General features: G+C 69.8%; 16 protein-coding genes. 10 read left to right on the top strand and 6 right to left on the bottom strand.

Annotation, left to right across the window (positions count from 1 at the left end; translation table 11 throughout):
- Positions 1–13: 13 nt before the first annotated feature.
- The 4 genes from HZS56_RS02975 to HZS56_RS02960 are packed head-to-tail and all read left to right on the top strand — an operon-like array spanning position 14 to position 4,513.
- Positions 14–799: a hypothetical protein gene (locus tag HZS56_RS02975; protein WP_216719072.1), complete on the top strand. Its 786-nt coding sequence runs from the start codon at positions 14–16 to the stop codon at positions 797–799.
- On the top strand, positions 784–2,544 hold the full coding sequence (locus tag HZS56_RS02970) for a non-ribosomal peptide synthetase (RefSeq protein WP_216719071.1): 1,761 nt from the start codon (positions 784–786) through the stop codon (positions 2,542–2,544). The genes HZS56_RS02975 and HZS56_RS02970 overlap by 16 nt, the downstream gene beginning before the upstream one ends.
- Positions 2,541–3,353 carry a thioesterase II family protein gene (locus tag HZS56_RS02965; RefSeq protein ID WP_216719070.1) on the top strand — a complete coding sequence of 271 codons (813 nt, stop codon included), beginning with the start codon at positions 2,541–2,543 and terminating at the stop codon, positions 3,351–3,353. Before HZS56_RS02970 ends, HZS56_RS02965 begins: the two co-directional genes overlap by 4 nt.
- Entirely contained in the window at positions 3,350–4,513 is a 1,164-nt protein-coding gene (locus HZS56_RS02960) for an MFS transporter (protein WP_216719069.1), read from the top strand. The genes HZS56_RS02965 and HZS56_RS02960 overlap by 4 nt, the downstream gene beginning before the upstream one ends.
- A 382-nt stretch (positions 4,514–4,895) precedes the next feature.
- On the opposite strand, the gene HZS56_RS02955 is transcribed toward HZS56_RS02960, so the two are convergent.
- A complete protein-coding gene (locus tag HZS56_RS02955; RefSeq protein ID WP_216719068.1) occupies positions 4,896–5,837 on the bottom strand; it encodes an alpha/beta hydrolase in 942 nt (313 codons plus the stop codon).
- Between the two features lie 346 nt (positions 5,838–6,183).
- A complete protein-coding gene (locus HZS56_RS02950; protein WP_216719067.1) occupies positions 6,184–7,470 on the bottom strand; it encodes a PucR family transcriptional regulator in 1,287 nt (428 codons plus the stop codon).
- 123 nt (positions 7,471–7,593) lie between these two features.
- Between HZS56_RS02950 and HZS56_RS39010 the strand changes: the two genes are divergently transcribed.
- Positions 7,594–8,301 carry a DUF3556 domain-containing protein gene (locus tag HZS56_RS39010; RefSeq protein WP_374201064.1) on the top strand — a complete coding sequence of 236 codons (708 nt, stop codon included), beginning with the start codon at positions 7,594–7,596 and terminating at the stop codon, positions 8,299–8,301.
- On the opposite strand, the gene HZS56_RS02940 is transcribed toward HZS56_RS39010, so the two are convergent.
- The 4 genes from HZS56_RS02940 to HZS56_RS38870 all read right to left on the bottom strand — a co-directional run bounded on the left by HZS56_RS02940 (position 8,247) and on the right by HZS56_RS38870 (position 13,344).
- Positions 8,247–9,131, bottom strand: coding sequence for a fumarylacetoacetate hydrolase family protein (locus tag HZS56_RS02940; RefSeq protein WP_216719065.1), 885 nt, complete (start codon positions 9,129–9,131; stop codon positions 8,247–8,249). The genes HZS56_RS39010 and HZS56_RS02940 overlap by 55 nt on opposite strands.
- 41 nt (positions 9,132–9,172) lie before the next feature.
- Positions 9,173–10,588 (bottom strand): NAD-dependent malic enzyme, encoded by a 1,416-nt coding sequence (locus tag HZS56_RS02935; protein ID WP_216719064.1) that lies wholly within the window; start codon positions 10,586–10,588, stop codon positions 9,173–9,175.
- 71 nt (positions 10,589–10,659) lie between these two features.
- A complete protein-coding gene (locus HZS56_RS02930; protein ID WP_216719063.1) occupies positions 10,660–12,009 on the bottom strand; it encodes a cation:dicarboxylate symporter family transporter in 1,350 nt (449 codons plus the stop codon).
- 168 nt (positions 12,010–12,177) lie between these two features.
- A complete protein-coding gene (locus tag HZS56_RS38870; protein WP_308407968.1) occupies positions 12,178–13,344 on the bottom strand; it encodes a mandelate racemase/muconate lactonizing enzyme family protein in 1,167 nt (388 codons plus the stop codon).
- A gap of 107 nt (positions 13,345–13,451) precedes the next feature.
- On the opposite strand from HZS56_RS38870, the gene HZS56_RS02920 reads away from it, so the two are divergent.
- The 5 genes from HZS56_RS02920 (at position 13,452) to HZS56_RS02900 (ending at position 21,201) form a co-directional block, all read left to right on the top strand.
- The gene (locus HZS56_RS02920; RefSeq protein WP_216719062.1) at positions 13,452–14,129 is read left to right on the top strand and encodes a GntR family transcriptional regulator; all 678 of its coding nucleotides are present in this window, start codon (positions 13,452–13,454) and stop codon (positions 14,127–14,129) included.
- Positions 14,130–14,207: 78 nt separating this feature from the next.
- Positions 14,208–15,113 carry a LysR family transcriptional regulator gene (locus HZS56_RS02915; RefSeq protein ID WP_216719061.1) on the top strand — a complete coding sequence of 302 codons (906 nt, stop codon included), beginning with the start codon at positions 14,208–14,210 and terminating at the stop codon, positions 15,111–15,113.
- A 70-nt stretch (positions 15,114–15,183) separates the two neighbouring features.
- Positions 15,184–16,242: a tartrate dehydrogenase gene (locus HZS56_RS02910; protein WP_216719060.1), complete on the top strand. Its 1,059-nt coding sequence runs from the start codon at positions 15,184–15,186 to the stop codon at positions 16,240–16,242.
- Between the two features lie 246 nt (positions 16,243–16,488).
- The gene (dctA, locus tag HZS56_RS02905) at positions 16,489–17,847 is read left to right on the top strand and encodes a C4-dicarboxylate transporter DctA (protein WP_216719059.1); all 1,359 of its coding nucleotides are present in this window, start codon (positions 16,489–16,491) and stop codon (positions 17,845–17,847) included.
- Between the two features lie 789 nt (positions 17,848–18,636).
- Complete coding sequence (locus tag HZS56_RS02900) at positions 18,637–21,201, top strand: DUF6603 domain-containing protein (RefSeq protein WP_216719058.1); 2,565 nt, start codon at positions 18,637–18,639, stop codon at positions 21,199–21,201.
- Positions 21,202–21,208 lie beyond the last annotated feature (7 nt).

Here is a 21,208-nt window from a genome sequence, read left to right as displayed (position 1 = left end):
GAGGGAAGAGCCTGTGGTTCTCACACTCGACTACCCCGGTTACCGGAAGGAGGCCCGGATCGACGAACTGGGCCTGGACGGGCACGGGGTACGGGTCCACGGCCTGCTACGAGCCCCTCTGCCGCGGGCGGTGAGCGGCGCCGACTACGCTGCCCGGCTGCTGGCGAACGTGCCGTCCGGGACGGGGCCGATCGCGGCGGTCGCCGCCTACTGCGCCTCGGCGCCGCTCGCCTTCGAGGTGGCCGCCGCCCTGGGCGGGGAGCCACCGTTGATCGTGCTGTTCGACGCCGAGGCCACGTCCCTGGACTCGATCACGGCGGACTACCGGGCGCGGCTCGGCGGTCTCGGCGTCCAGCCGGACGAGCAGGAGCTGAGCGAGCGGGTCGACACCGCCGCACTGGCCGAGGACCCGGAGCGCTTCGTCGACGAACTCACCGGCGAAGTGGCCCGCCAGGCCCACGCGGCGCTGCGCGCGGCAGGCGCCGGCGAAGCGGAGATCGCGGCAAGCGCCGGGCACATGGTGAGTGCGTATACGGACTGGCTGAGCCATCTGATCGCGGCCCACCACGCACGTACGTCGCCCTGGGAGGGGGAGGTGCTGCATCTGGTCTCCGCGGACGCCGACCCGTCCGGCTTCGCTCGCGCGGCCGGGCACGGGCGGCAGCGCACACTGCGCCTGAGCTGCGACCGGTTCGAACTGCTCAGGTCCGAGGAGACGCGTGCGTCGGTCCTCGATGCGCTGGGCCTCCCGCTCACGTCGGCCACGAGGGAGAAGACAGAGCATTGCCCGGCCGTGTAGTGGAGATGATCGACGCCCAGGTACGTCGCCACCCCCGGGCGGCCGCGCTGGTCGCACCCGACGGCAGCCTCGACTATGCCGAACTCGACCGCAGATCGGCCGACCTGGCCGGACATCTGACGCGACAGGGGGTGCGCCCGGGGGACGTAGTGCTCATCCAGGCCTCCCGCGGAGTCGCGCTCGGCGTGGCCCTCCTCGCTGTACTCCGGTCGGGCGGGGCCTTCTGTGTGGTGGATCCGCAGTATCCGGCGGACCGTATCCAGCACATGTGGCGGCGCAGCCATGCCCGGTTCGCGCTGATCGAGTCGGGTCTGCGAGCCCCGGACGTGCCGGACGGTCCCGTCGTGCTGCCCCTCCGGCAGTACGCCACGCCCGGCAGCGCGCACCGTGCCCCGGCGCCTCACCGAGCGGAGCCGGGCAGCGAGGATCCCGCGTACCTGGTCTTCACGTCCGGGTCCACCGGCGGGCCCAAGGCGGTCCTGATGCCGCACCGTTGCCTGGACAACCTGATCGAGTGGACGCTGGCCAGCACGTCTTCCGAGCCACTGCGCACGCTGCTGTTCGCCCCGCTCGGCTTCGACGTGTTCGTCCAGGAGGTGTTCACGGCCTGGTGCAGCGGGGGCTGCTTGTACACACCGTCCGACGCCGAACGCGTCGACCTGCAGTGCGTGTGGGAGCTGTGCCGCGAACGCGAGATCCAGCGGGTCTTCCTGCCTCCCGTGGCACTGCGCCGTCTGGCGGATCTGACCGTCGAGTTCGGCATACTGCCCGGCGCGCTTCGCGAGGTGGCGGTGGCGGGCGAGGCGCTGCACATCACACCCGCCATCCGGGAACTGTTCGGACGGCTGCCCGCGGCGCGTCTGCACAACCACTACGGTCCGGCGGAAACTCATGTCGCCGTCGCCCACACTCTCACCGGTCCGCCGCGCTCCTGGCCCGACCTTCCCCCTATCGGGCGGCCCCTTCCCGGCATGACGGCCCATGTCGTCCCGCGTGCGGAGGGCGGCGAGCTGTGGCTGACCGGGGTCGGCCTCGCCCATGGCTATGTGCACGACCCGCAGCAGACGCAGGAGCGGTTCCGCAGCATCCTGGTCGAGGGCCGGACCGTACGCGCGTACCGCACCGGTGACCTGGTGCGGGAGCGGACCGACGGAGCCCTGGAGTACCTGGGCCGGGCCGACGGACAGCTCAAGATCCGCGGATACCGGGTCGAGCCCGGTGACATCGAAACAGCCCTGCTCCGCCACCCCGCGGTGCGGGAGTGCGCCGTGGTGGCCCGGACATCGTCTGGCAGCGAGGAACGCAGGCTGGTCGCCCATGTCGTGGCCGTGCCCGGGCGCGCACCCGACGCGGCCGAACTGCGTGCTCATGCCGCCGGGTTGCTGCCCGATTACATGGTTCCGCACCACGTGGTCCTCGCACCCGAGCTGCCGCTCTCCCCGAATGGGAAGATCGACCGCAGCCGCCTGCCGGCCCCCGGCGACGCTGACGACAGCGCCGGTACACTCCCCGAGCCCGGCGATGTGCGCTCGGCCGTCACCGTCATCTGGTCGACGGTGCTCGGCGTTGCCGACATACCTCCCGACCGGCACTTCATGGACCTGGGGGGTACCTCGCTCTCCGCTGCGCTGGTCGTGACCCGCCTCCATCAGCGTTTTCAAGTCCAGGTGTCCGTACAGGAGTTCCTGTACGACCCCACAGTGGACGCGATCGCCGCACTGATCACGGAACGAGCCGCCGCATGACCCTTCCGACCGCCCACAACGGGGCGAGCGACCGCGCCGCCTGGCTCCGTGCCTTCCACGGCGCCCGCGAACAGGCCCGCACGCTCGTGTGCTTCCCCCACGCGGGCGGCAGCGCGGGCCAGTACTTCCCGCTCTCCGCGGCGCTCGCCTCCGATGTCCGGGTCCTGGCCGTGCAGTATCCGGGGCGCCAGGACCGCTGTGCCGAGCCCGCCTTCGAGGACGTCGCACAGCTCGCGGACGAGATCGCACGGCTGCTCGCCGAGCCGCGGCCGGCTTCCGCACCGGTCCTGTTCGGACACAGCCTGGGCGCCCTGGTCGCCTTCGAGACGGCCGCCCGGCTCGAGCACCGCTACGGTGCCCCGCCCGCGGGGCTGATCGTCTCCGGCATGCAGGCGCCGTACCGGTGCACGTCCTTGCGACTGTCCGCCGACGGCGAGGATGCCGCCGTGGAGGCACTGCTGAGGCTGGGCGGCACCGACCCGGCGGTCATCGGAAATCCCGAGCTCTTGGCGATGACCCTGCCGGCCCTGCGCAGCGACCTCCGGGCTGCCGCCGCCTACCGGCCCGGCAGCTGCCCCGCGCTGCTCTCCTGCCCCATCACCGCCTGGACGGGCCGGGACGACGAACTCAGCCACGGCGACCTGCAAGCCTGGGCCGAGCACACCACCGCGGAGTTCCGCACCCGGGACTTCGCCGGCGGTCACTTCTATCTGGACGGCTTCCCGCCGCCGATCGTGGAGGCGGTACGTACCGCAGTCGCCCCTACGACCGACTGCATCGGGCAGGCACGGACCAGGACGGACATATGAGACCTCTGCTGCTGGCCGTGGGAACGTTCCTCATCGGCACCGACGTGTTCGTCATCGCCGGCATGCTTCCCCAGATCGGCGCCTCGCTGGACGTTTCCGTATCGGCGGCGGGACAGCTCATGACGGTGTTCTCCGTCGGGTACGCAGTTCTCGGCCCGCTGCTCGCGGGCCCCCTCAGCCGCCGGTCACCACGGGCCGCGCTCACCGCGGCACTGGTCGCCGTCGCCCTGGGGAACGTGGTGTGCGCGGTCGCCGGCTCGCTGCCGACCGCCATGGCCGGGCGGCTGCTCGTCGCGGCCGGGGCCAGCCAGTTCACTCCGCACGCGAGCTCGCTCGCGGCGGCCCTCGCCCCGAAAGGTCGCTCGGGCAAGTCCCTCGCGCTGGTCACCAGCGGCCTGGTGATGGGGTCGGTGGTGGGGGTGCCCTCGGGCACCTGGGCGGCAGACGTCTTCGGCTGGCGTCCGACTCTGGCGGCCCTCGCAGCGGCCACCGCCGCCGTGGCCGTGCCCCTCGCAGCCGGGCTGCGCGGCGTCGGCTCCCAGCACACCGCGCAACGGCCGGGGGAAAGGTTCGCCGCCCTGCGTGGACCTCTGGTCCGCATGGTTCTGACCGTCACGATCTTCGCGGTGATCGCGGAGTACGCGGTGCTGACCTATGCCGCCACGGTGTTCGCCGGGGCCACCGCCGGCGAGGGCAGTCGGCTCGCGGTGCTGCTCTTCGCCTTCGGACTCGGCGGCCTGGTCGGCAACTCCCTCGCCGGCGCGTACCTGGACCGTCCGGCGGGCCGGCGACTGGTTCTGGTCTCGGTGGCAGGGATGACGGTCGCCTTCCTGGCGATGCCACAGCTGAGCGGGTCGTTCCCGGGGGCGCTCGTCGCCATGGTGCTGTGGGGTGTCACCGGCTGGATGTACGCCGCACCCCAACAGCACCGCCTGCTCCGACTGGCCGGGCCGGCGGGCCCCGTGGCCGTGTCCCTGAACAGCTCCGTCATCTACGTCGGCGCCGCACTCGGCGGCGGGGCCGGCGGACTGTTCCTCGGGCAGGCGGCACCGCGCTGGCTCCCGTTGATGGCAGCGGTCCTTTGCGCCTCGGCAGTCGTGACCGAACTCCGCCTCCTGCGCAAGGACCGGCCCACCGAGCCCGCGCCTGCACCGGTCTGACCGATCGTTTCGAAGTGAGGTTGCGGAGTCGTCTCAAGCAGATGATGCTGCAGGCGAGTTGGAGCAGGCCGACGTGGATGCCGGCGCGTGAAGTCTGCTCGTACTCCTGGACACTCGATGGTTGTGTCGCGAGGGTGCGTTGATGCCTTTGCCTGGTCTCGGCCGGGGTGAGGCCGCAGCTCTGCCGCATACCCAACTCGTGTGAGTGGTAGCGGAAGTGGGCCGACGCGTACTCGCTGGGGAGGCAGAGCCAGTCCTCGGCCGTCGGGAGGAAAGTGATGTCCAGCGCGAAGCGCGGTGCTGGTGGCGTCATCGAGCCCGCGGATGGCGACGGCTTCCGCCTCGGAGGTGATCTGGTGACGAGAGCGGTTCGGGGCGGGATTCATGCGTGCCTTCGCGGCAGAAGAGGGACGTGCTGGTGCAGGAACTTGATCTGGTCCGCGACGACGGCGTCGAACAGGGGCTCGACGTAGGGGTCGAAGTGGCCACCGTCGTAGACGCGGACGGTGGAGTGCCGCATCCTGCCCGCTGCGCGTTCGGCGACGCGCCGGGGAGTGATCGCGTCCTGCGCGACGATCTGGACCAGGACCGGGCACTCGATGTTGCCGGCCCAACGCTGGGGCGAGTAGAGGCCTATCTTCAGGGCGATGCGGGCTGCCACCGTGCGGGGGTAGGTGTCCTCCTTCAGCCCCGACTCGCGGAAGAGCGTGTGCATGCCCGGGTAGGCGTCCGGTGACGTCATCATCGCGGTGCGTCCGGGACGGTCGACGCTCTGGACGTACACAGGTTCACGACCGAGCCGGGAGGCGATCGCATCACGAATCCCCGGCACGCCGACCCTGAGGGCGGCCCGCAGGCCGGTCGACCTCACGGCTGCCGGGCCGCTGACGTGCGGGACCTGAGCGATGACGGCGGCGAGAGGCTCTCCTCGGCCGGCGATGGTGATGACGTGGCCGCCGGCGAACGAGGTACCCCATGCCACGACTCGTGCGGAGTCGATCCCCTCAAGCGACCTGGCGAAGCGGAGGGCGGCGCGCCAGTCCTCGTGCTGCATCGCGATGTCCAGGACCTGGCGCGGCGCACCCTCGCTCTCCCCGAAACCCCGGTAGTCGAAGACGACGACGGCGTATCCGGCGGCGGCGAAGCGCTCGGCGTAGGCATAGAGCCGTAGCGCCCGCACCGCGCCGAAACCGTGCGCCATCACGACGACGGGCAACGGCTGATCCGCAGCGGTGGGCCGGTGGACGCGAGCGGCACAGCGGGTGCCGCCGGAGTCGAACCACTCCTCCGACGTCGTGTACGTGCCGTCGTGCGGCTCGGCCATGCTGCACTCCTCTCTGACTGCGTCGTCTGACGATGTTCAAGGCGATGGGCGGTTCTTGACCGGCGGACGCCGGTCCACGCCGCGCATGCGCGCCACTTCGGCAGCCGCCGCGCCACCACGCTGTCATGGGCGTCGCGCCGATCGCTCGGGAAGAGCCGGGAGCCTCGCGAAGCACCCCGTGCTGCTGGTGATCCTCGCACTGCTCACGGCGTTGCCTCCGCCATGGCGAGGGGCCCAGACTCGTCCGTGCAGACGAAGAAGTCCTCGGTCGGACACACCAAAAAGAGCGGCTCCCTCAGTGCGCGCGGACCAATCCGTTCTCATCCGTGCGGGGATCTGGTGGAGATCACGGAGATCGGGGGAGCACGGCAGGTCCGAGCCAGCGGCATGCGGCGAGCGCGAGCTCGAGGTCGAACCGGTCCTCCTCGATCGGCCGCCCTCGCAGCCGCACCGCTTTGTCCACCCGGTACTTGACCGTGTTCTTGTGAAGGTGAACCTTCGCAGCGGTCGAGACATAGCTCTGGTTCTGCTGGAGGAAGACGGTGAGGGTCTCACGCAGCCGCTCGACACCTTCGTCGTCCTGCGCCAGCCCCCCGAGCATCGATGTGACGAGGTCGCGGGCGATCGTGAGGTCGCCTGCGAGGATCGCGGCTGCCCGGAGTCCGGGGGCCGTGAACGAGGTGATCCGGTGGGCCCGATCAGCTCCGACGACGGCGACCTGGTGAGCCTGCAATGCCTGACGATGTGTCGCACGGAAGCCCGCCGGTCCCGTCCCGACGGCGCCGATCGCCGCCTTCACCTCATCCCCCGCCCCAGCAAGACTTCGGGCCAAGCGGTTGAGGTCGATGCTCGCCCCTGCGGGCAGCGGCACCCAGCCCCAGCCGAGCGAGCGGTCCTGCGGGACGAACAGCGGCGAGCCCTCCGAACCAACCTCCTGGGCTATCTCGCCGGTCAGCTGCCCAAGACGCTCCAGCGGTCCCGTCGAGGCCATCCGCTCGTCCGCCCAGAGGACGAGTCCGAGGTGCTCCTGGCGGAGTCGGTAGCCAAGTACCTGCTCCGCCGTGGCCACGTCCACCTCCTCGCCGGCGAGGAGCGCGCTCAGCGTGGCCGCGCGGATCGTGTTGCGATTCGCCAGCCACCGCTCCCGCTCGGTCTCGTACTCCGCGACGACCAGCTCGGAAACCCGGTCGATGTAGGCGAAGGCGGCTTCCTGAAGCAGCTGCAACGCAGCGAAGGAGACCCTGCCGTCCGGCTCGACGACGGCCAGCTCCCCGGCCACCCACTCAAGGGCGCGCCGATGACCGAGGCGGTATGCGCGCAGCAGGGCGTTCGAGGAGATCTCGCGCTGAGCAAGGCGTCGTGCGTACTCGACGGCCGGCCATGGTGCCTCCACCGTGTCGACCGGAACCCCGTACCGCGCGATGTCGAAGAACGTCTTCACGTTGCTCTCCACACTCGCGTAGAGGAGGCCGAGCATCAGCTGGTCCCCGCGAAGCTCCGAGATCGACTCGGCGAGCTCGACCTGCAGCACGCGCGCCACGTCGTCGAGTTGCGCGCTCGTGGCCGCGGCGATGTCGGCGACGCGGGCGGCCGCGCGGCGGGCGATCTCCTCGCCGTTCGCCGAGGGATCCATGGTCGGCCTTTCGTCCTGCGTCGGTCCCCGGGCACAGGTGCGCGGCGGACTCTTGGGTTGTCACTGCCGGAACAGCAGCGTACGAAGCCCAATGCTTACCAGCTCTTTTGGTTCGCGCGCACAGTGTGCCAGGTCTCACCGGCTTCCAGAATCCGTGCTTCCGGATCGCGTGACGCGGCCCTTTGGGCCGACGGCGTGCCAACGCCGGCAGGGCAGCGACTCCTGCGTGCCGCCCGGACGACCATCCACGAGGAGCACCCATGGGGATCCAGCAACCCGTCGCCGCAGCCGGTCGAGCCGGCGGTCTTCCTGAGGCTTCCCCTGCGTGAGCGCGTTCGCATCCTTGCCATCCACTGGGCCGACGACGGGTCCGGTACACCGCGCGTGCTGCACACCGTCTACATCATCAAGACGCCCGGCCTCCACTTCGGTGCCGGCATCTGGAGCGCGTCGGTGATGTCCGGGATCGAGGTCAGTGACGTCGGCTCCTGGTACCGCAACATCGTCGTGCACGTTCGGGCCGCAGCGAGGGCATGGAGGACTGGCCGGCATGCCCTGAATGTGCGAATCCCGCTGCCGTCCTCGACGTGGTCGAGGACGGCAGCGGCGCGCGGGCCAGGGCCATCGCTTTCCTGCCGGGGGAGTACTGGGGTGCCCCAACCGCTCCAGTTCAGCATCGATTTGCTTGTCGAACTCCGGGATCCGCGTCGTCACACCAATCCAGCCGGCCAACTCCTGTGGTGTGGCTGCGTGCGACTGCTGGCCCGAAGGGACCACTACGATGCACGACGGTCTCTGATCCTCCCGCGGTCGGCCGACGTCACTCTCTGATGCTGGATGCCCAACCCGTCCGCACCGCATGTGAGAGTGTCGCCGGAAGTGAGGTACTGGGGCGGGGTGAGGTCCTTGCCGGCTCCGAAGGGGGTTCCGGTGCTGATGAGGTCGCCGGGCTCCAGGGCCATGAACTGGCTGAGGTGATGGACAATCCAGGCTGGGCTGAAGATCATGTCGCGGGAGTTGCCGTCTTGGCGGCGAGTGGTGTTGTGCTCGAGCCACAAGTCGAGCTCTACGGGGTCTCCGACGGAGTCGGGGGTGGACAACCAGGGGCCGCAGGGGGTGAAGGTGGGCGCGGATTTCCCCTTGAGCCATTGGCCGCCGCGTTCGCGCTGAAAGGTGCGCTCGCTGATGTCGTTGACGAGTACGTATCCGGCGATGGCGGCGAGGGCCTCGTGGGTGTCGGTGAGGCAGTGGCTGCGGGATCCGATGACGATTCCGAGCTCGACCTCCCAGTCGGTGTGGTGTGAGCCCCGCGGGATGATCAGGTCGTCGTTGGGCCCGCACAGGGAGTTGGGTGCCTTGGTGAAGACGAGGGGTTCCTCGGGAGCCGACCGGTTCGAGTCCACCGTGCGGTAGTTGGCGCCAACGCCCAGGATCTGGTGGGGGCGGGCGATCGGTGCGCCGATGCGTTGGCCGTCGAAGGGGTGTAGTCGGCCGGCGGCGCGGCGCTCGGCGACGGCTCCAGCCAGGAGTGTGGGGCCGCCTGCCGCGAAGAAGGCTGTGCCGTAGTCGTCGACGAGATCGCCGACGTCGATGTAGGTGTGGGCGTCGTTGCGAACGACAGGGCGTTCGGAGCCGGCAGGCCCGATGCGCATCAGCTTCATGACGTGTGTTTCCGCTGGTGTGAGGCAGTGGTCGGTCGGTGTCAGAGGTGGTGAGCGCCGGCATTGGTGGCGGCGTCGCGGACGGCGTCGGCGACGGCGCCGGCGACCTTGTCGTTGAAGACGCTGGGGATGATGTAGTTCGGGTTGAGCTCGTCCTCGCCGACCACGCCGGCCAGGGCCGCGGCGGCGGCCAGCATCATCTCGGTGTTGACCGTGCGCGACTGGGCGTCGAGCAGGCCGCGGAAGACGCCGGGGAAGACCAGCACGTTGTTGATCTGGTTCGGGAAGTCGCTGCGGCCGGTGGCCACGACCGCCGCCGTCTCGCGGGCCACGGCCGGGTCCACCTCGGGGTCCGGGTTCGCGAGCGCGAACACGATCGCACCGTCCGCCATGGCGGCCACGTCGTCGCCGTCCAGGACGTTCGGGGCGGACACGCCGATGAACACGTCCGCGCCGTGCACGGCCTCCTTGAGGGTGCCGGTGAGGCCCTCGGGGTTGGTGTTGTCGGCGATCCAGCGCAGCGGCGAGTCGCTCGCGGCGTCCTTGAGGTCCTCGCGGCCCGCGTGCACGACACCGTGGATGTCGGCCACGACGGCGTTCTTGACGCCCGCCGCGAGCAGCAGCTTGAGGATGGCCGTGCCGGCGGCGCCGGCGCCCGACATGACGACGCGGATGTCGCCCATGTCCTTGTTCGCGACGCGCAGCGCGTTGGTCAGCGCGGCAAGCACCACGATGGCGGTGCCGTGCTGGTCGTCGTGGAAGACGGGGATGTCGAGGGCCTCGCGCAGCCGGGCCTCGATCTCGAAGCAGCGGGGCGCCGAGACGTCCTCTAGGTTGATGCCGGCGAAACCGGGGGCGATGGCCTTGACGATCTCGACGATCGCGTCGGTGTCCTGGGTATCCAGGCAGATCGGCCAGGCGTCGATGCCGGCGAAGCGCTTGAAGAGGGCCGCCTTGCCCTCCATGACCGGCATGGCGGCCATCGGGCCGATGTTGCCGAGGCCGAGGACGGCGGAGCCGTCCGTCACGACCGCAACCGTGTTCCGCTTGATGGTCAGGCGGCGGGCGTCCTCGGGGTTCTCGGCGATCGCCATGCAGATGCGGGCCACGCCGGGCGTGTAGACCATGGACAGGTCGTCACGGTTGCGGATGGGGTGCTTGGACGCCATCTCGATCTTGCCGCCGAGGTGCATGAGGAACGTACGGTCGGACACCTTGCCGAGCGTGACGCCCTCGATGCCGCGCAGCTTGTCGACGATCTCCTCGGCATGGGTGGTGGAGGTGGCGGCGACGGTGACGTCGAGGCCGAGGCGGTCGGCGTCGGAGGAGATGACGTCGAGTGCGGTGACCGAGCCGCCCAGCGCTTCCATGGTGGCCGTCAGCTGCGAGACGGCGCTGCCGCCCGCGGGGACTTCGAGCCGGATGGTGATCGAGTAGGAGACGCTGGGCGCGCTCATCGGAACGTTCCTTTGCTGGTGTGTGGCGCCGGGTGTCCAAGTCGCCCGGCGGTCGGCGGGAAGAGGGCGGGTCAGCTGTCGGCGCCGACCTTGGTGGTGTCGAGGGCTGCGGGCGGCGGGGGCGGCGTCCTGTCCTTGTCCGGGTGCAGCACGGAGCGGGCCTGTTCGGCGTCGAAGTCCTTCTCCCACTTGCCGATCACGATGGTGGCCACCGCGTTGCCGAGGACGTTGATGAAGACGCGGCCCTCGTTGAGGATCCGGTCGACGCCCACGATGAGCGACAGCGCGGCCAGCGGGATGTGGCCGACCGCGGTGACAGTGCTGGCCAGCACGATGAACGCGCCACCGGCGATGCCCGCGGTGCCCTTGCTGGTGAGCATCATGACGCCGACCATGACGAGCTGCTGCTGCCAGGACAGGTCGATGCCCATGGCCTGGGCCAGGAACATCGAGGCCATCGTGAGGTAGACGGCGGACCCGTCCAGGTTGAAGGAGAACCCGGAGGGGATGACGATGCCGACCACAGGGCGGCCCACGCCCAGCGTCTCCAGCTTCTTCACCAACTGCGGCAGCACGGCCTCGCTGGAACACGTGCTCAGCGCGACGAGGAGTTCGGCCTTGAGGAAGCGCATCAGGGCGAACAGGTTCATGCGGCAGGCACGCATGATGGCGCCGAGGATCACCAGGACGTAGAGGACGCAGGTAGCAGTGAACAGGATGATCAGGTAGGCGAGTTGCTTCAGGCTCTCGGCGCCGTACGTGGCGACGACGGTGGCCAGTGCGCCGAAGGTGCCCAGCGGTGCCAGGCGCATCACCCAGCCCACGATGCGGAAGACCACGTCGGAGAGGGCCTTGATGCCGCGGGTCAGCGGGGCGCCGTCCTCACCGGCCATGTTCAGCGCGACGCCGAAGACGATGGAGACCATGAGCGCGGACAGGATCGCGTCGCCCGTGATCGCCCCGAGCAGCGAGGTGGGGATCAGCGAGGAGATGAAGCCGGTGAAGGTGGCGTGTTCGGTGGCGGTCTCCGGCACGTCGTCGGCCCGCAGCGTGGAGGGGTCGACGTCCAGGCCGGTGCCGGGGTGGAAGATGTTGGCGACCACGAGGCCGATCAGCATCGAGACCAGCGACAGCACCAGGAAGTACCCGATCGCCTTGACGCCGATGCGGCCGGCCTTGCGCAGGTTGTCCATGGAGGCGATGCCGGTGGTGACCACGCAGAAGACGACCGGGATCACGATCATCTTGACCAGCGCGATGAACCAGTCGTTCAGCGGCTTGAGTTCCTCACCGAACCCCGGCGCGACCAGTCCGACGGCAATACCGAGGACGGCGGCCAGGACGACCTGGAACCACAGTTCACGCAGCAGGCGGCTCAGCCTCGACCGGGGCGGGCGGTCGGTGGCGGTAGTGGATGTCATCGTTGGTGCTCCCTTGCACGACGATCGTGTGTAGCCCTGTCCCGTGGGGTTCCGGGGACGGTGCGCTGCGGCTCGCGGTCCCCGGTGTCGTACGTGGCGCGTCGATGGAGCTGCGCCGGCGCGACGGCGCCCGCCTGCAGCGGGCGCGCGGTCGCGGTGCGGTGAGGTTCAGCCGTGCAGGGCGCGCAGCACCTTGTAGAAGGCGGCCTTGCCCTCGAATCCGATGCCGGGGATGTCGGTCAGGCCGACGCGGCTCTTCTCGACCACGGCGTCGTCGGCGAAGCCGCCGGTGGGCTGGAACTCGCCGGGGTAGGACTCGTTGCCGCCGAGCTTGAGGGCGGCCGCGATGTGCAGGGAGAACTGGTGGCCGCCGTGCGGGATGCAGCGGCGCGAGGACCAGCCGTGCTGCTCGAGCATGTCCTGGATGCGCAGGTACTCGGTCAGGCCGTAGCTCAGCGCGGGGTCGAACTGCAGGGTGTCGCGGTCGGGGCGCATGCCGCCGTAGCGGATCAGGTTGCGGGCGTCCTGGAGGGAGAAGAGGTTCTCGCCGGTGGCGATCGCACCGGCGTAGTGCTCGGCGACGGTGGCGTTGAGGTGGTAGTCGAGCGGGTCGCCGATCTCCTCGTACCAGAACAGGTTGTACGGCTCGATGGCGCGCCCGTACTCGAGGGCGGTGGCCAGGTCGAAGCGGCCGTTGACGTCGACGGCCAGGCGGGAGCCGTCGCCGTCCAGGACCTCGATGACGGCCTCGATGCGGCGCAGGTCCTCGGCGAGGTCGGCGCCGCCGATCTTCATCTTGACGACGTCGTAGCCCTGGTCGAGGAATGCCTTCATCTCGTTCTGCAGGTCGGTGAGCGTCTTGCCGGGGGCGTAGTAGCCGCCGGCGGCGTAGACGAAGACGGAGTCGTCGGGCGTGCCGTCGCCGTGGCGCTCGGACAGGTAGCGGTACAGCGGCTGTCCGGCGATCTTCGAGGCGAGGTCGAAGAGGGCCATGTCCACGACGCCGACCGCGACCGAGCGCTCTCCGTGCCCGCCGGGCTTCTCGTTGCGCATCATCACGTCCCACGCCTTGGTGGGGTCCAGCTCGCCGGCCTCGTTGAGCAGGCTGCCGGGTTCGGCGGCGGTCAGGCGCGGCAGGACGCGGCGGCGCAGGATCTCGCCGGCGCTGTAGCGGCCGTTGGAGTTGAAGCCGTAGCCGACGACGGGCTTGCCGTCCCGGATGACGTCGCTCTCGATCGCGACGATCGAGCAGTCCATGGAGGAGAAGTCGATCCAGGCGTTGCGAATCGAGGAGCTGATCGGGACGACGCCCTCGTAGACGTTGGTGATCTTCACAGTGAGCCTTTCTCGTAACTTATAAGATGCGAGGGCTGTTAGAGTGAGCTGCACCCCGGGGGAGTGTCAAGGGGTGGGGAACCTCGGGAAGGGAACGGTCAAGGGTCATGCAGAGCCAGAACATGTTCCTCAGCAAGAGCGATCTCGCCTACGCGGAGCTGCGCGAGAAGATCCTCACCGGGGGTCTGCCGGCCGGGTCCCGCCTGGCGCAGTACGAGCTCGCCGAGTCGCTGAACATGAGCATCACCCCGCTGCGGGAGGCCATCCGGCGCCTGAGCAGCGAGGGGCTTCTGACGGTGGAGACCCACCGGGACGTACGGGTGTCCACGATGACCGCGGACGAGGCCCGCCAGCTCTTCGAGGTCCGCCTCTCGCTCGACCCGACCGCGGCCAAGCTGGCTGCCGCACGCCGCACCGACGCCGACATCACCGCGCTGCGGGCCGCTGTCGACCAGCTCCTGCCCGTCACGCGCCAGTGGGGCGAAGGGGCCCTCACCGCCCACCGCGTCTTCCACCAGACCCTGTACCGGGCCTCCCACAACGACGTCCTCATCAAGATGCTCGACGATCTGTGGGACAAGTCCGACCGCTACCGCCGTCTCGGACTCGACCTGCCGCCCGGCGACGAACCCCGCACCCGCGACCTCCAGGAACACCACCGCCTGGTCGACCTCGTCGTCGACGGCCAGGCGGACCAGGCCGCACAGCTCATGCACGACCACATCGCCAACAGCCTCACCGCCACCGCCATCAGCGCGCTCGAGGTCCGCGAAAACCATCCGTAGACCGAGCACGGGTCGGGCGCTGCACGGGAGGGCCGTCACCCCGACCACTGCGCGCACCAGCCCATCCGGAGAGATGCGATGGACATCCGCCAGCTCGAGTACTTCCTGGCGATCGTCGATTCCGGCGGTTTCAACCGTGCGGCCACCACCCTGTACGTGTCGCAGCCCTCCCTGTCGCAGGCGGTTCGAGCGCTGGAGCGGGATCTGGGTTCCGAGCTCTTCCACCGGATCGGGCGGCGGGCGGTGCTCACCGAGGCAGGGCGTGCCCTGATCGAGCCGGCCCGAGCGGCCGTGCGCAGTCTGGAAACTGCCCGGGCCGGCGTCGCTTCCGTACACGAACTGCGATCGGGGCGGCTGGACGTGGCGTCGATGCCCTCGCAGGCCGTCGAGCCCCTCACCTCACTGATCCGTGCTTTCAGCAGCCGGTACCCGGAGGTCGTGGTGGCGGTGAAGGCGGTGTTCACCACGCGCGACGTCGTCGAAGCCGTCCGGACCGGGGCCGTGGAACTCGGGCTGCTCGCCGCGACCGGTGTGCTGCCGGAGAAGGAAGTCGCCTCGCTCTCCCTCGGGCGGCAGCGCTTCGTCCTGCTCGTTCCACCGGAGGATCCGCTCGTCGGCAGAGGGAGCGTGTCGGGCGAGGAGCTGTCGGGGCGCCGGCTGATCGTCGGCCAGCCGGGGACCGGGATGCGCGCCTATGTCGACTCCCTTCACGAGCAGGGGGTCGACTTCACCGTGGCTGCAGAGATCGAGCACCGGGTCGCGTTGCTGCCCCTGGTCCTGGCGGGCGTCGGGCTCGCGGTGGTCACCGAGTCCTGGCGCGGCCTGGCCCGGCAGGCCGGGGCGAGCGTCCTGGACATCACCCCGGAAACCGCCCTTCACGTCGGCCTCGTCAGCCGCCGCGGTCTCGTGTCCCCTGCTGCCGCCGCGTTCTTGGACACCGCCCGCACCACCCAGCCGCCGGGCTCAGAGGACCTGAACTCATAGGACCTGCTTATAAGGGAGATCCGAACTGCGTCTTGGACGCCGTGCCCGGCCCGTTGCTGCAATCGACGGCATGACGAACCACCGCATCGCCCTCGTCCCCGGCGACGGCATCGGCGCCGAAGTCCTGCCGCCCGCACAGCAGGTCCTCGACGTCCTGGGCCGCCGCCACGGCTTCACCCTCAGCTACACCAGCTACGACGACTGGTCGTGCGAGCGCTACCTGCGCGAAGGCGCGATGATGCCCGAGGACGGCATCGACCAGCTCCGCGACAAGGACGCCATCCTGCTCGGGGCAGTGGGCTACCCCGGAGTACCCGATCACGTCTCGCTGTGGGGGCTGCTGATCCCGATCCGGCGCAGCTTCCGCCAGTACGTGAACTTGCGGCCCATCCGGGTGTTCGAAGGCATCGACAGCCCGGTGCGCGGCGCAGTGGCGGGCGAGGTCGACTTCGTCGTGGTCCGCGAGAACGTGGAGGGTGAGTACAGCGAAGTCGGCGGGCGCCTCAACCGGGGCTTCGAAGACGAGATGGCCGTTCAGGAGGCCGTCTTCACCCGCACCGGTGTCACCCGGGTCCTGGACTACGCCTTCGAGCTCGCCACCCAGCGCGGCGGCCGTCTGACATCGGCGACCAAGTCGAACGGCATCGTCCACACCATGCCGTTCTGGGACCAGCTCGTCGCCGAACGAGCCGCCCACCACCCCGAGGTGGCCTGGGACCAGGAGCACATCGACGCCCTCGCCGCCAAGTTCGTGCTGGAGCCCTCACGCTTCGACGTCGTCGTCGGCTCCAACCTGTTCGGCGACATCCTCAGCGACCTCGCGGCCGCAGTCGCCGGATCGATCGGCATCGCCCCGGCCGCCAACCTCGACCCGGAGCGGCAGTTCCCCTCCATGTTCGAACCCGTGCACGGCTCGGCCCCCGACATCGCCGGGAAAGGCATCGCCAACCCACTGGGCGCGATCTGGTCGGCCGCCATGATGCTCGACCACCTCGGCCATCCGCAGGCCGCCAGGGACATCACCGACGCCATCGCCGCCGTCCTGGCCAAGACCGACCTGCGCACCCGCGACCTCGGCGGCACGGCCACCACCGCCGAGTTCACCGACAAGCTCCTCGAAGTGCTGTAGCCGAGGACCTCCCCACCATCCGGGGGGGGCGGGCCCGTGTTCCGCACGGGTCCGCCCAGCCCCACATGCAGCCCCTCATGCCCGGAGCCACACACGCCGCGCGGCACGGACGCCGCCGCCACGGCCCCTGACGGCACTCGCCGTCGCCTCCGTCTTCCCGAGCCGCGCCCCACCGGACTCCCGCCCTTTCCCGCGGAAGACCGGACGCGTCCCGGTTGCGCCCGTTCCTCAACGAGGAGAAACGTCATGGCAGCACCCGCAACGCTCGCACCACACGCCGCCGACAGCCCCCAAAGGCCCTGGTACCGGCAGTTGTACTTCTGGGTCCTGACCGCCATCGTCACCGGTGTCCTCACCGGCTGGCTGTGGCCCTCCGTGGGCACCGCCATGGAACCGGTCGGCACCACCTTCGTCGCGGCGATCAAAATGCTGATCACGCCGATCGTCTTCCTGACCATCGTGGCGGGCATCGGCTCCGTCGACAGCCTCGGCCGCGTGGGCCGAGTCGGCCTGAAGTCCCTGCTCTACTTCCAGGCCGGAACCCTCATCGCCCTGCTCGTCGGCCTGGCCGCCGTCAACGTCTTCCAGCCCGGCGCCGGCGTCCACGCCCATCCCGGCGACCTCCACCTCGCCGGCGACGCCGGCCAGTACGTCAAGGACGGCGAAAACCAGACCTGGTGGCACTTCCTGACCGATCTCGTGCCCACCAGCGCGGTCGGCGCCTTCGCCGACGGCGACATCCTCCAAGTCATCTTCTTCTCGGTACTGTTCGGTGTCGCTCTCAAGGCCGTCGGCCCCGTGGGCGAACCGCTCGTGGACGGCATCCAGCGCCTGAGCACGGTCGTCTTCAAGATCCTGCACTACGTGATGCTGGCCGCCCCGGTGGGCGCCTTCGGCGCCATGGCCTACACCATCGGCGAATACGGCATCTCCACCCTCACCAGCCTCGGGCACCTCATCGGCCTCTTCTACGGCACCTCAGCGTTCTTCGTGATCGTCGTCCTCGGCACCGTCACCGCAGCACTCCGCATCAACATCTTCCGGCTGCTGCGCCACCTCCGCGAAGAGTTCGTCCTCGTGCTGGGCACCTCCTCCTCAGAGAGCGCCCTGCCGCGCCTGATGATGAAGCTGGAAGGTCTCGGCATCCGCCGCGACATCGTCGGACTGACCGTCCCCACCGGGTACTCCTTCAACCTCGACGGCAGCTCCATCTACCTCTCTCTCGCTGCCGTCTACATCGCCCAGGCCACCGACACCCCCCTCAGCATCGGCCAGCAACTCGGCCTGCTTGCCGTCATGATCCTCACCTCCAAGGGATCCGGCGGCATCACCGGCGCCGGCTTCATCGCCCTGGCAGCCACCCTCTCCACCGTCGGCACCGTCCCCGCCGCCGGCATCATGCTGATCTTCGGCATCGACAAGTTCATGTCGGAGTGCCGCGCCCTGACCAACCTCGCAGGCAACAGCGTCGCCACCCTCGTCGTCGCCCGCTGGGAAAACGCCCTCGACACCGCCCACGTCAACAAGGTCCTGCACACCGGCACACACGAACCACAGGCCAAACCCGCCGACGCGCCCCCACTGCAGGTCCCCAGCAAGACCTGACACCCCGTCTCCCGGGCTCCGTCGCGCCGGCCCGGGCACGCGTACGCCAGACGCGTACGCCGCTCGGTGCCTGGTCCTTTGACCGGGCACCGAGTCGTTCCCGCGGTCCACCAGGTTGCCTTCTCCACACGAAGTACCGCTGTCCCCCGGCCGACAGCCGCGCTTGGTCAGCTGATGCGCACCGGGATCGAATGAGTTGCGGCCGGTTGGAGTCACCTGTCGCTTCCGCAAAAGGGGAGTCGACCGGCCTCCGGAGTGCCTCGCTTGTCGATCAGATCCATTCGACTCATGGGCAGGACACCCAGTGAGCCGCGAGGGTCACGTATCCCCGTGCCCAGAAGGAGCCGCACCGCACCCGACGACGGGAAGAATCGTCCTCGACATCCGTGTCGATGTCCGGCCGAGTCAGTCTTCGACCCCGGCACCGGCCGCCAGCCATGAGGAGTTCCTCGCGCCCACTGATCGCCGAGACCACCCGCGGGCGCGAAGTGCCGACTGACGTGCACTGATGTGACGTCGATCATGTGGGTGATCCGAGTGATCCGTGTATTGCGGGATTCACCTCTTCTGGCGAATCTCCGCCCGAGCCCTCGTTCGCAAACGTTTCTGCAGGCGTCCGGTGCGACGAAGCATGACTAGGGTCGAAATCTGTGGGGCGTTCCGCGCGAGGCGTCTCACGCGTCTCGCAATGAAGGCCGAAGAGGTCCATCAGATTCGTTTCGGTCCATCGGGGCAACATCGATTTTCTCCAGCTTCCCCCGTTTCCGTCTCCGGCCCGGAAGGCATCTCTTGTTCGCCCTGCTCGTCGATGCCCGGCTCACCGCCAAACTCTCCGCTCTCCCCCTTGTCAGCGACTACATCTCCCCTGAGCACGACCTCGGCATCACGGGCGTGAAGGCTGTCATCGCCTCCCCGGCTCTCACAGCCGAACTGGTGAAGGGTCTCAACGACCAGGTGTCCCGCCTCGACGGCACCCACCCCGCGTTTCCCGAGAAGTCCCGCGGGGCCGCCCTGGTGGCACTCGACTACACGTGGGCAGGCAAGCGGCGCGCCCCTCTGCTGTTCCGCCTCGCCGACGCCAAGTCCTCGACGGAGACCAGGAAGCCGAAGGCCGGAGCCGAACCGCGTGCCCTGACCGAGGCCGTGCCGGCCGCCGACGAGGAACCGGCGGCACCGGCCGTCGCCTGGGCCGACCTCGACCACTCCTTCGGGCCTCTGCTCCTGCGGCGGCTGGGCGCGAGCTACCACGACGAGAGGGTGTGGGTCCTGTGCGACGCCGGCGTGCGCGCCGGTCCCCTGGAGCTGGAAGTGGACGGGCTCGGGCTGGGCCTTGCCCTGGACGGCAAGGATTCCCCGCCCTGCGGTCGGCTCGACGGGCTGAGCCTGACCTTCGACAAGCCGCCGCTGGAGATGTCCGGCGCATTCCTGAACACCCCGGTCGGCAGCGAGTCGCCCTACAGCCTCCTGATCGAGGGCAGCGCCCTGATCAGGACTCCCAGCGCCGCGTTCGCGGCGACCGGCGCCTACGGAACCCTGAAGAGCGACGGTGCGCAGTCGCTCTTTCTGTACGCCGAGTTGGGAGGCAAGTTCGGCGGCCCGCCGGCCTTCCGGATCACCGGCGTCAAAGCCGGCTTCGGCTACAACAGCAGCTTGCGCGTGCCCGCCATCGACGAGGTGGCCGGATTCCCCCTGCTGGCCGGTATCGACCGCGCGGGCCGGGACACGCCGCCCGAGCCACTGGAGGTGCTCAAGGAGCTGACCGGGGGGACCGACAGCGCCCCCGCCTGGGTCACCCCGCACGACGGCAGCATCTGGCTGGCTCTCGGCCTGAACGCGGCCATCTTCGAGACGGTGCACTGCAAGGCCCTGGCGTTCGCCGAGTTCGGCGCGGACGACCTGGTGGTGGGGCTGCTGGGCACGGCCAGGGCCCAGTTCCCCGACCCGGAGAAGAAGCTGGGCAAGCCGTACGCCGACGTGGAACTGGCGCTCTCTGCCGTCTACCGGCGTTCCGCCGACGTACTCGCCGTCGATGCCCGGCTCTCCCCGGAGAGTTTCCTGCTCGATCCGGCAGTGCACCTGACCGGCGGGGCGGCGCTGCGCCTGTGGTTCGGCAACAGTGAGCACCCCGGCGACTTCGTCTTCACCATCGGCGGCTACCACCCGCGCTACACCCCGCCCGCCCACTATCCGCGCCCGGACCCCGTCGGTGTGGACTGGGCTTCCGGCTCTTCCCTGACCCTGAAGGGCACCAGCTACTTCGCGCTGACCCCCGCGGCCGTCATGGCCGGCGGCCGCCTGGATCTCCGTTACGACGGCTCGTGGGCCAGGGCCCGGGTCGGTATCGGCTTCGACGCCCTGGTCGAGTGGGCGCCGTTCCACTACGAGATGGACGTGTGGGCGGAGATCACCGCCCAGGTGTGGCTGCTGCTCGGCTGGAGCGGCGAGACGTCGCTGGGCGCGTGGCTGTCGGTGTGGGGCCCGCCGTTCGGCGGCACCGCGCGGGTGAAGGTCCTCGGCATCACCATCCCGATCGACTTCGGCGAGCCCAGAACCCCTCCCGCCCCCATCGGCTGGGAGCAGTTCCGCACGCTGCTGCCGTCGCAGCCCCTGACGCTCGCCCCCGTGGACGGACTCCACCCCGACCACGCCGCCGCGCGACAGCAGAACGAACCGGCCGGCAGCGACCCCGACGCGGCCAAGGCGTGGACCGCCACCTGCGACGGCCTGTCCTTCACCGTCAACAGCGCCTTCCCTGCTTCCGCGCTGAAGGTGAACGGCGCCGGCCGGAGCGGGAGAGAGGGAACCCTGGTCAGCATCCGTCCGATGGGCAAGACGGACCTCGACGTCCCGCTCTCGGTGACGGTCGCGAAGAAGAACACGCGCGGCACCTGGGACGCCCTGTCCGCCGACCGCCTGCGGAGCTGGCGCGTCACCGCCCACGCCACCCCGCAGCCGACGGCGCTGTGGGGGAAGGGGAAGCCCGGCGACGTACTCGGCAACGGTCAGGCCGCCCTCGTCGAGGGCCTGGTCAGCGGGGCACGCATCGAGGTACCGCCCCCTTCCCTGCCCGAGGACGCCGAGACCTGCCGCGCATCGCTCGACCACATCCCGCTGGGCCGGGGGACACTGCCGCTCGACCCGGGCGCGGTTGCCACGGGGGTGCGCGGAGTGAGGGCGGAGACCGACGGCACCGGCGCACTTGTGGTCGACACCAAGGAGCAGACCGCGCTGCGGCGGGACGCGCTCGATGCCCTGACCGCCGCCGGCTACCAGCTCGACGCCGCCCCGGAGCTCGACCGCCTCGCCCGTGAAGCCGCCTTCTCCTCCCCGCCCCTGCGCCTCGCCCACCTGTGAAGGACCT

Origin of the sequence: Streptomyces mayonensis, from assembly GCF_018982965.1 — a bacterium.
Taxonomy (GTDB): Bacteria; Actinomycetota; Actinomycetes; order Streptomycetales; family Streptomycetaceae; genus Streptomyces; species Streptomyces mayonensis.
This window is presented reverse-complemented; position numbering and strand designations above follow the sequence as displayed.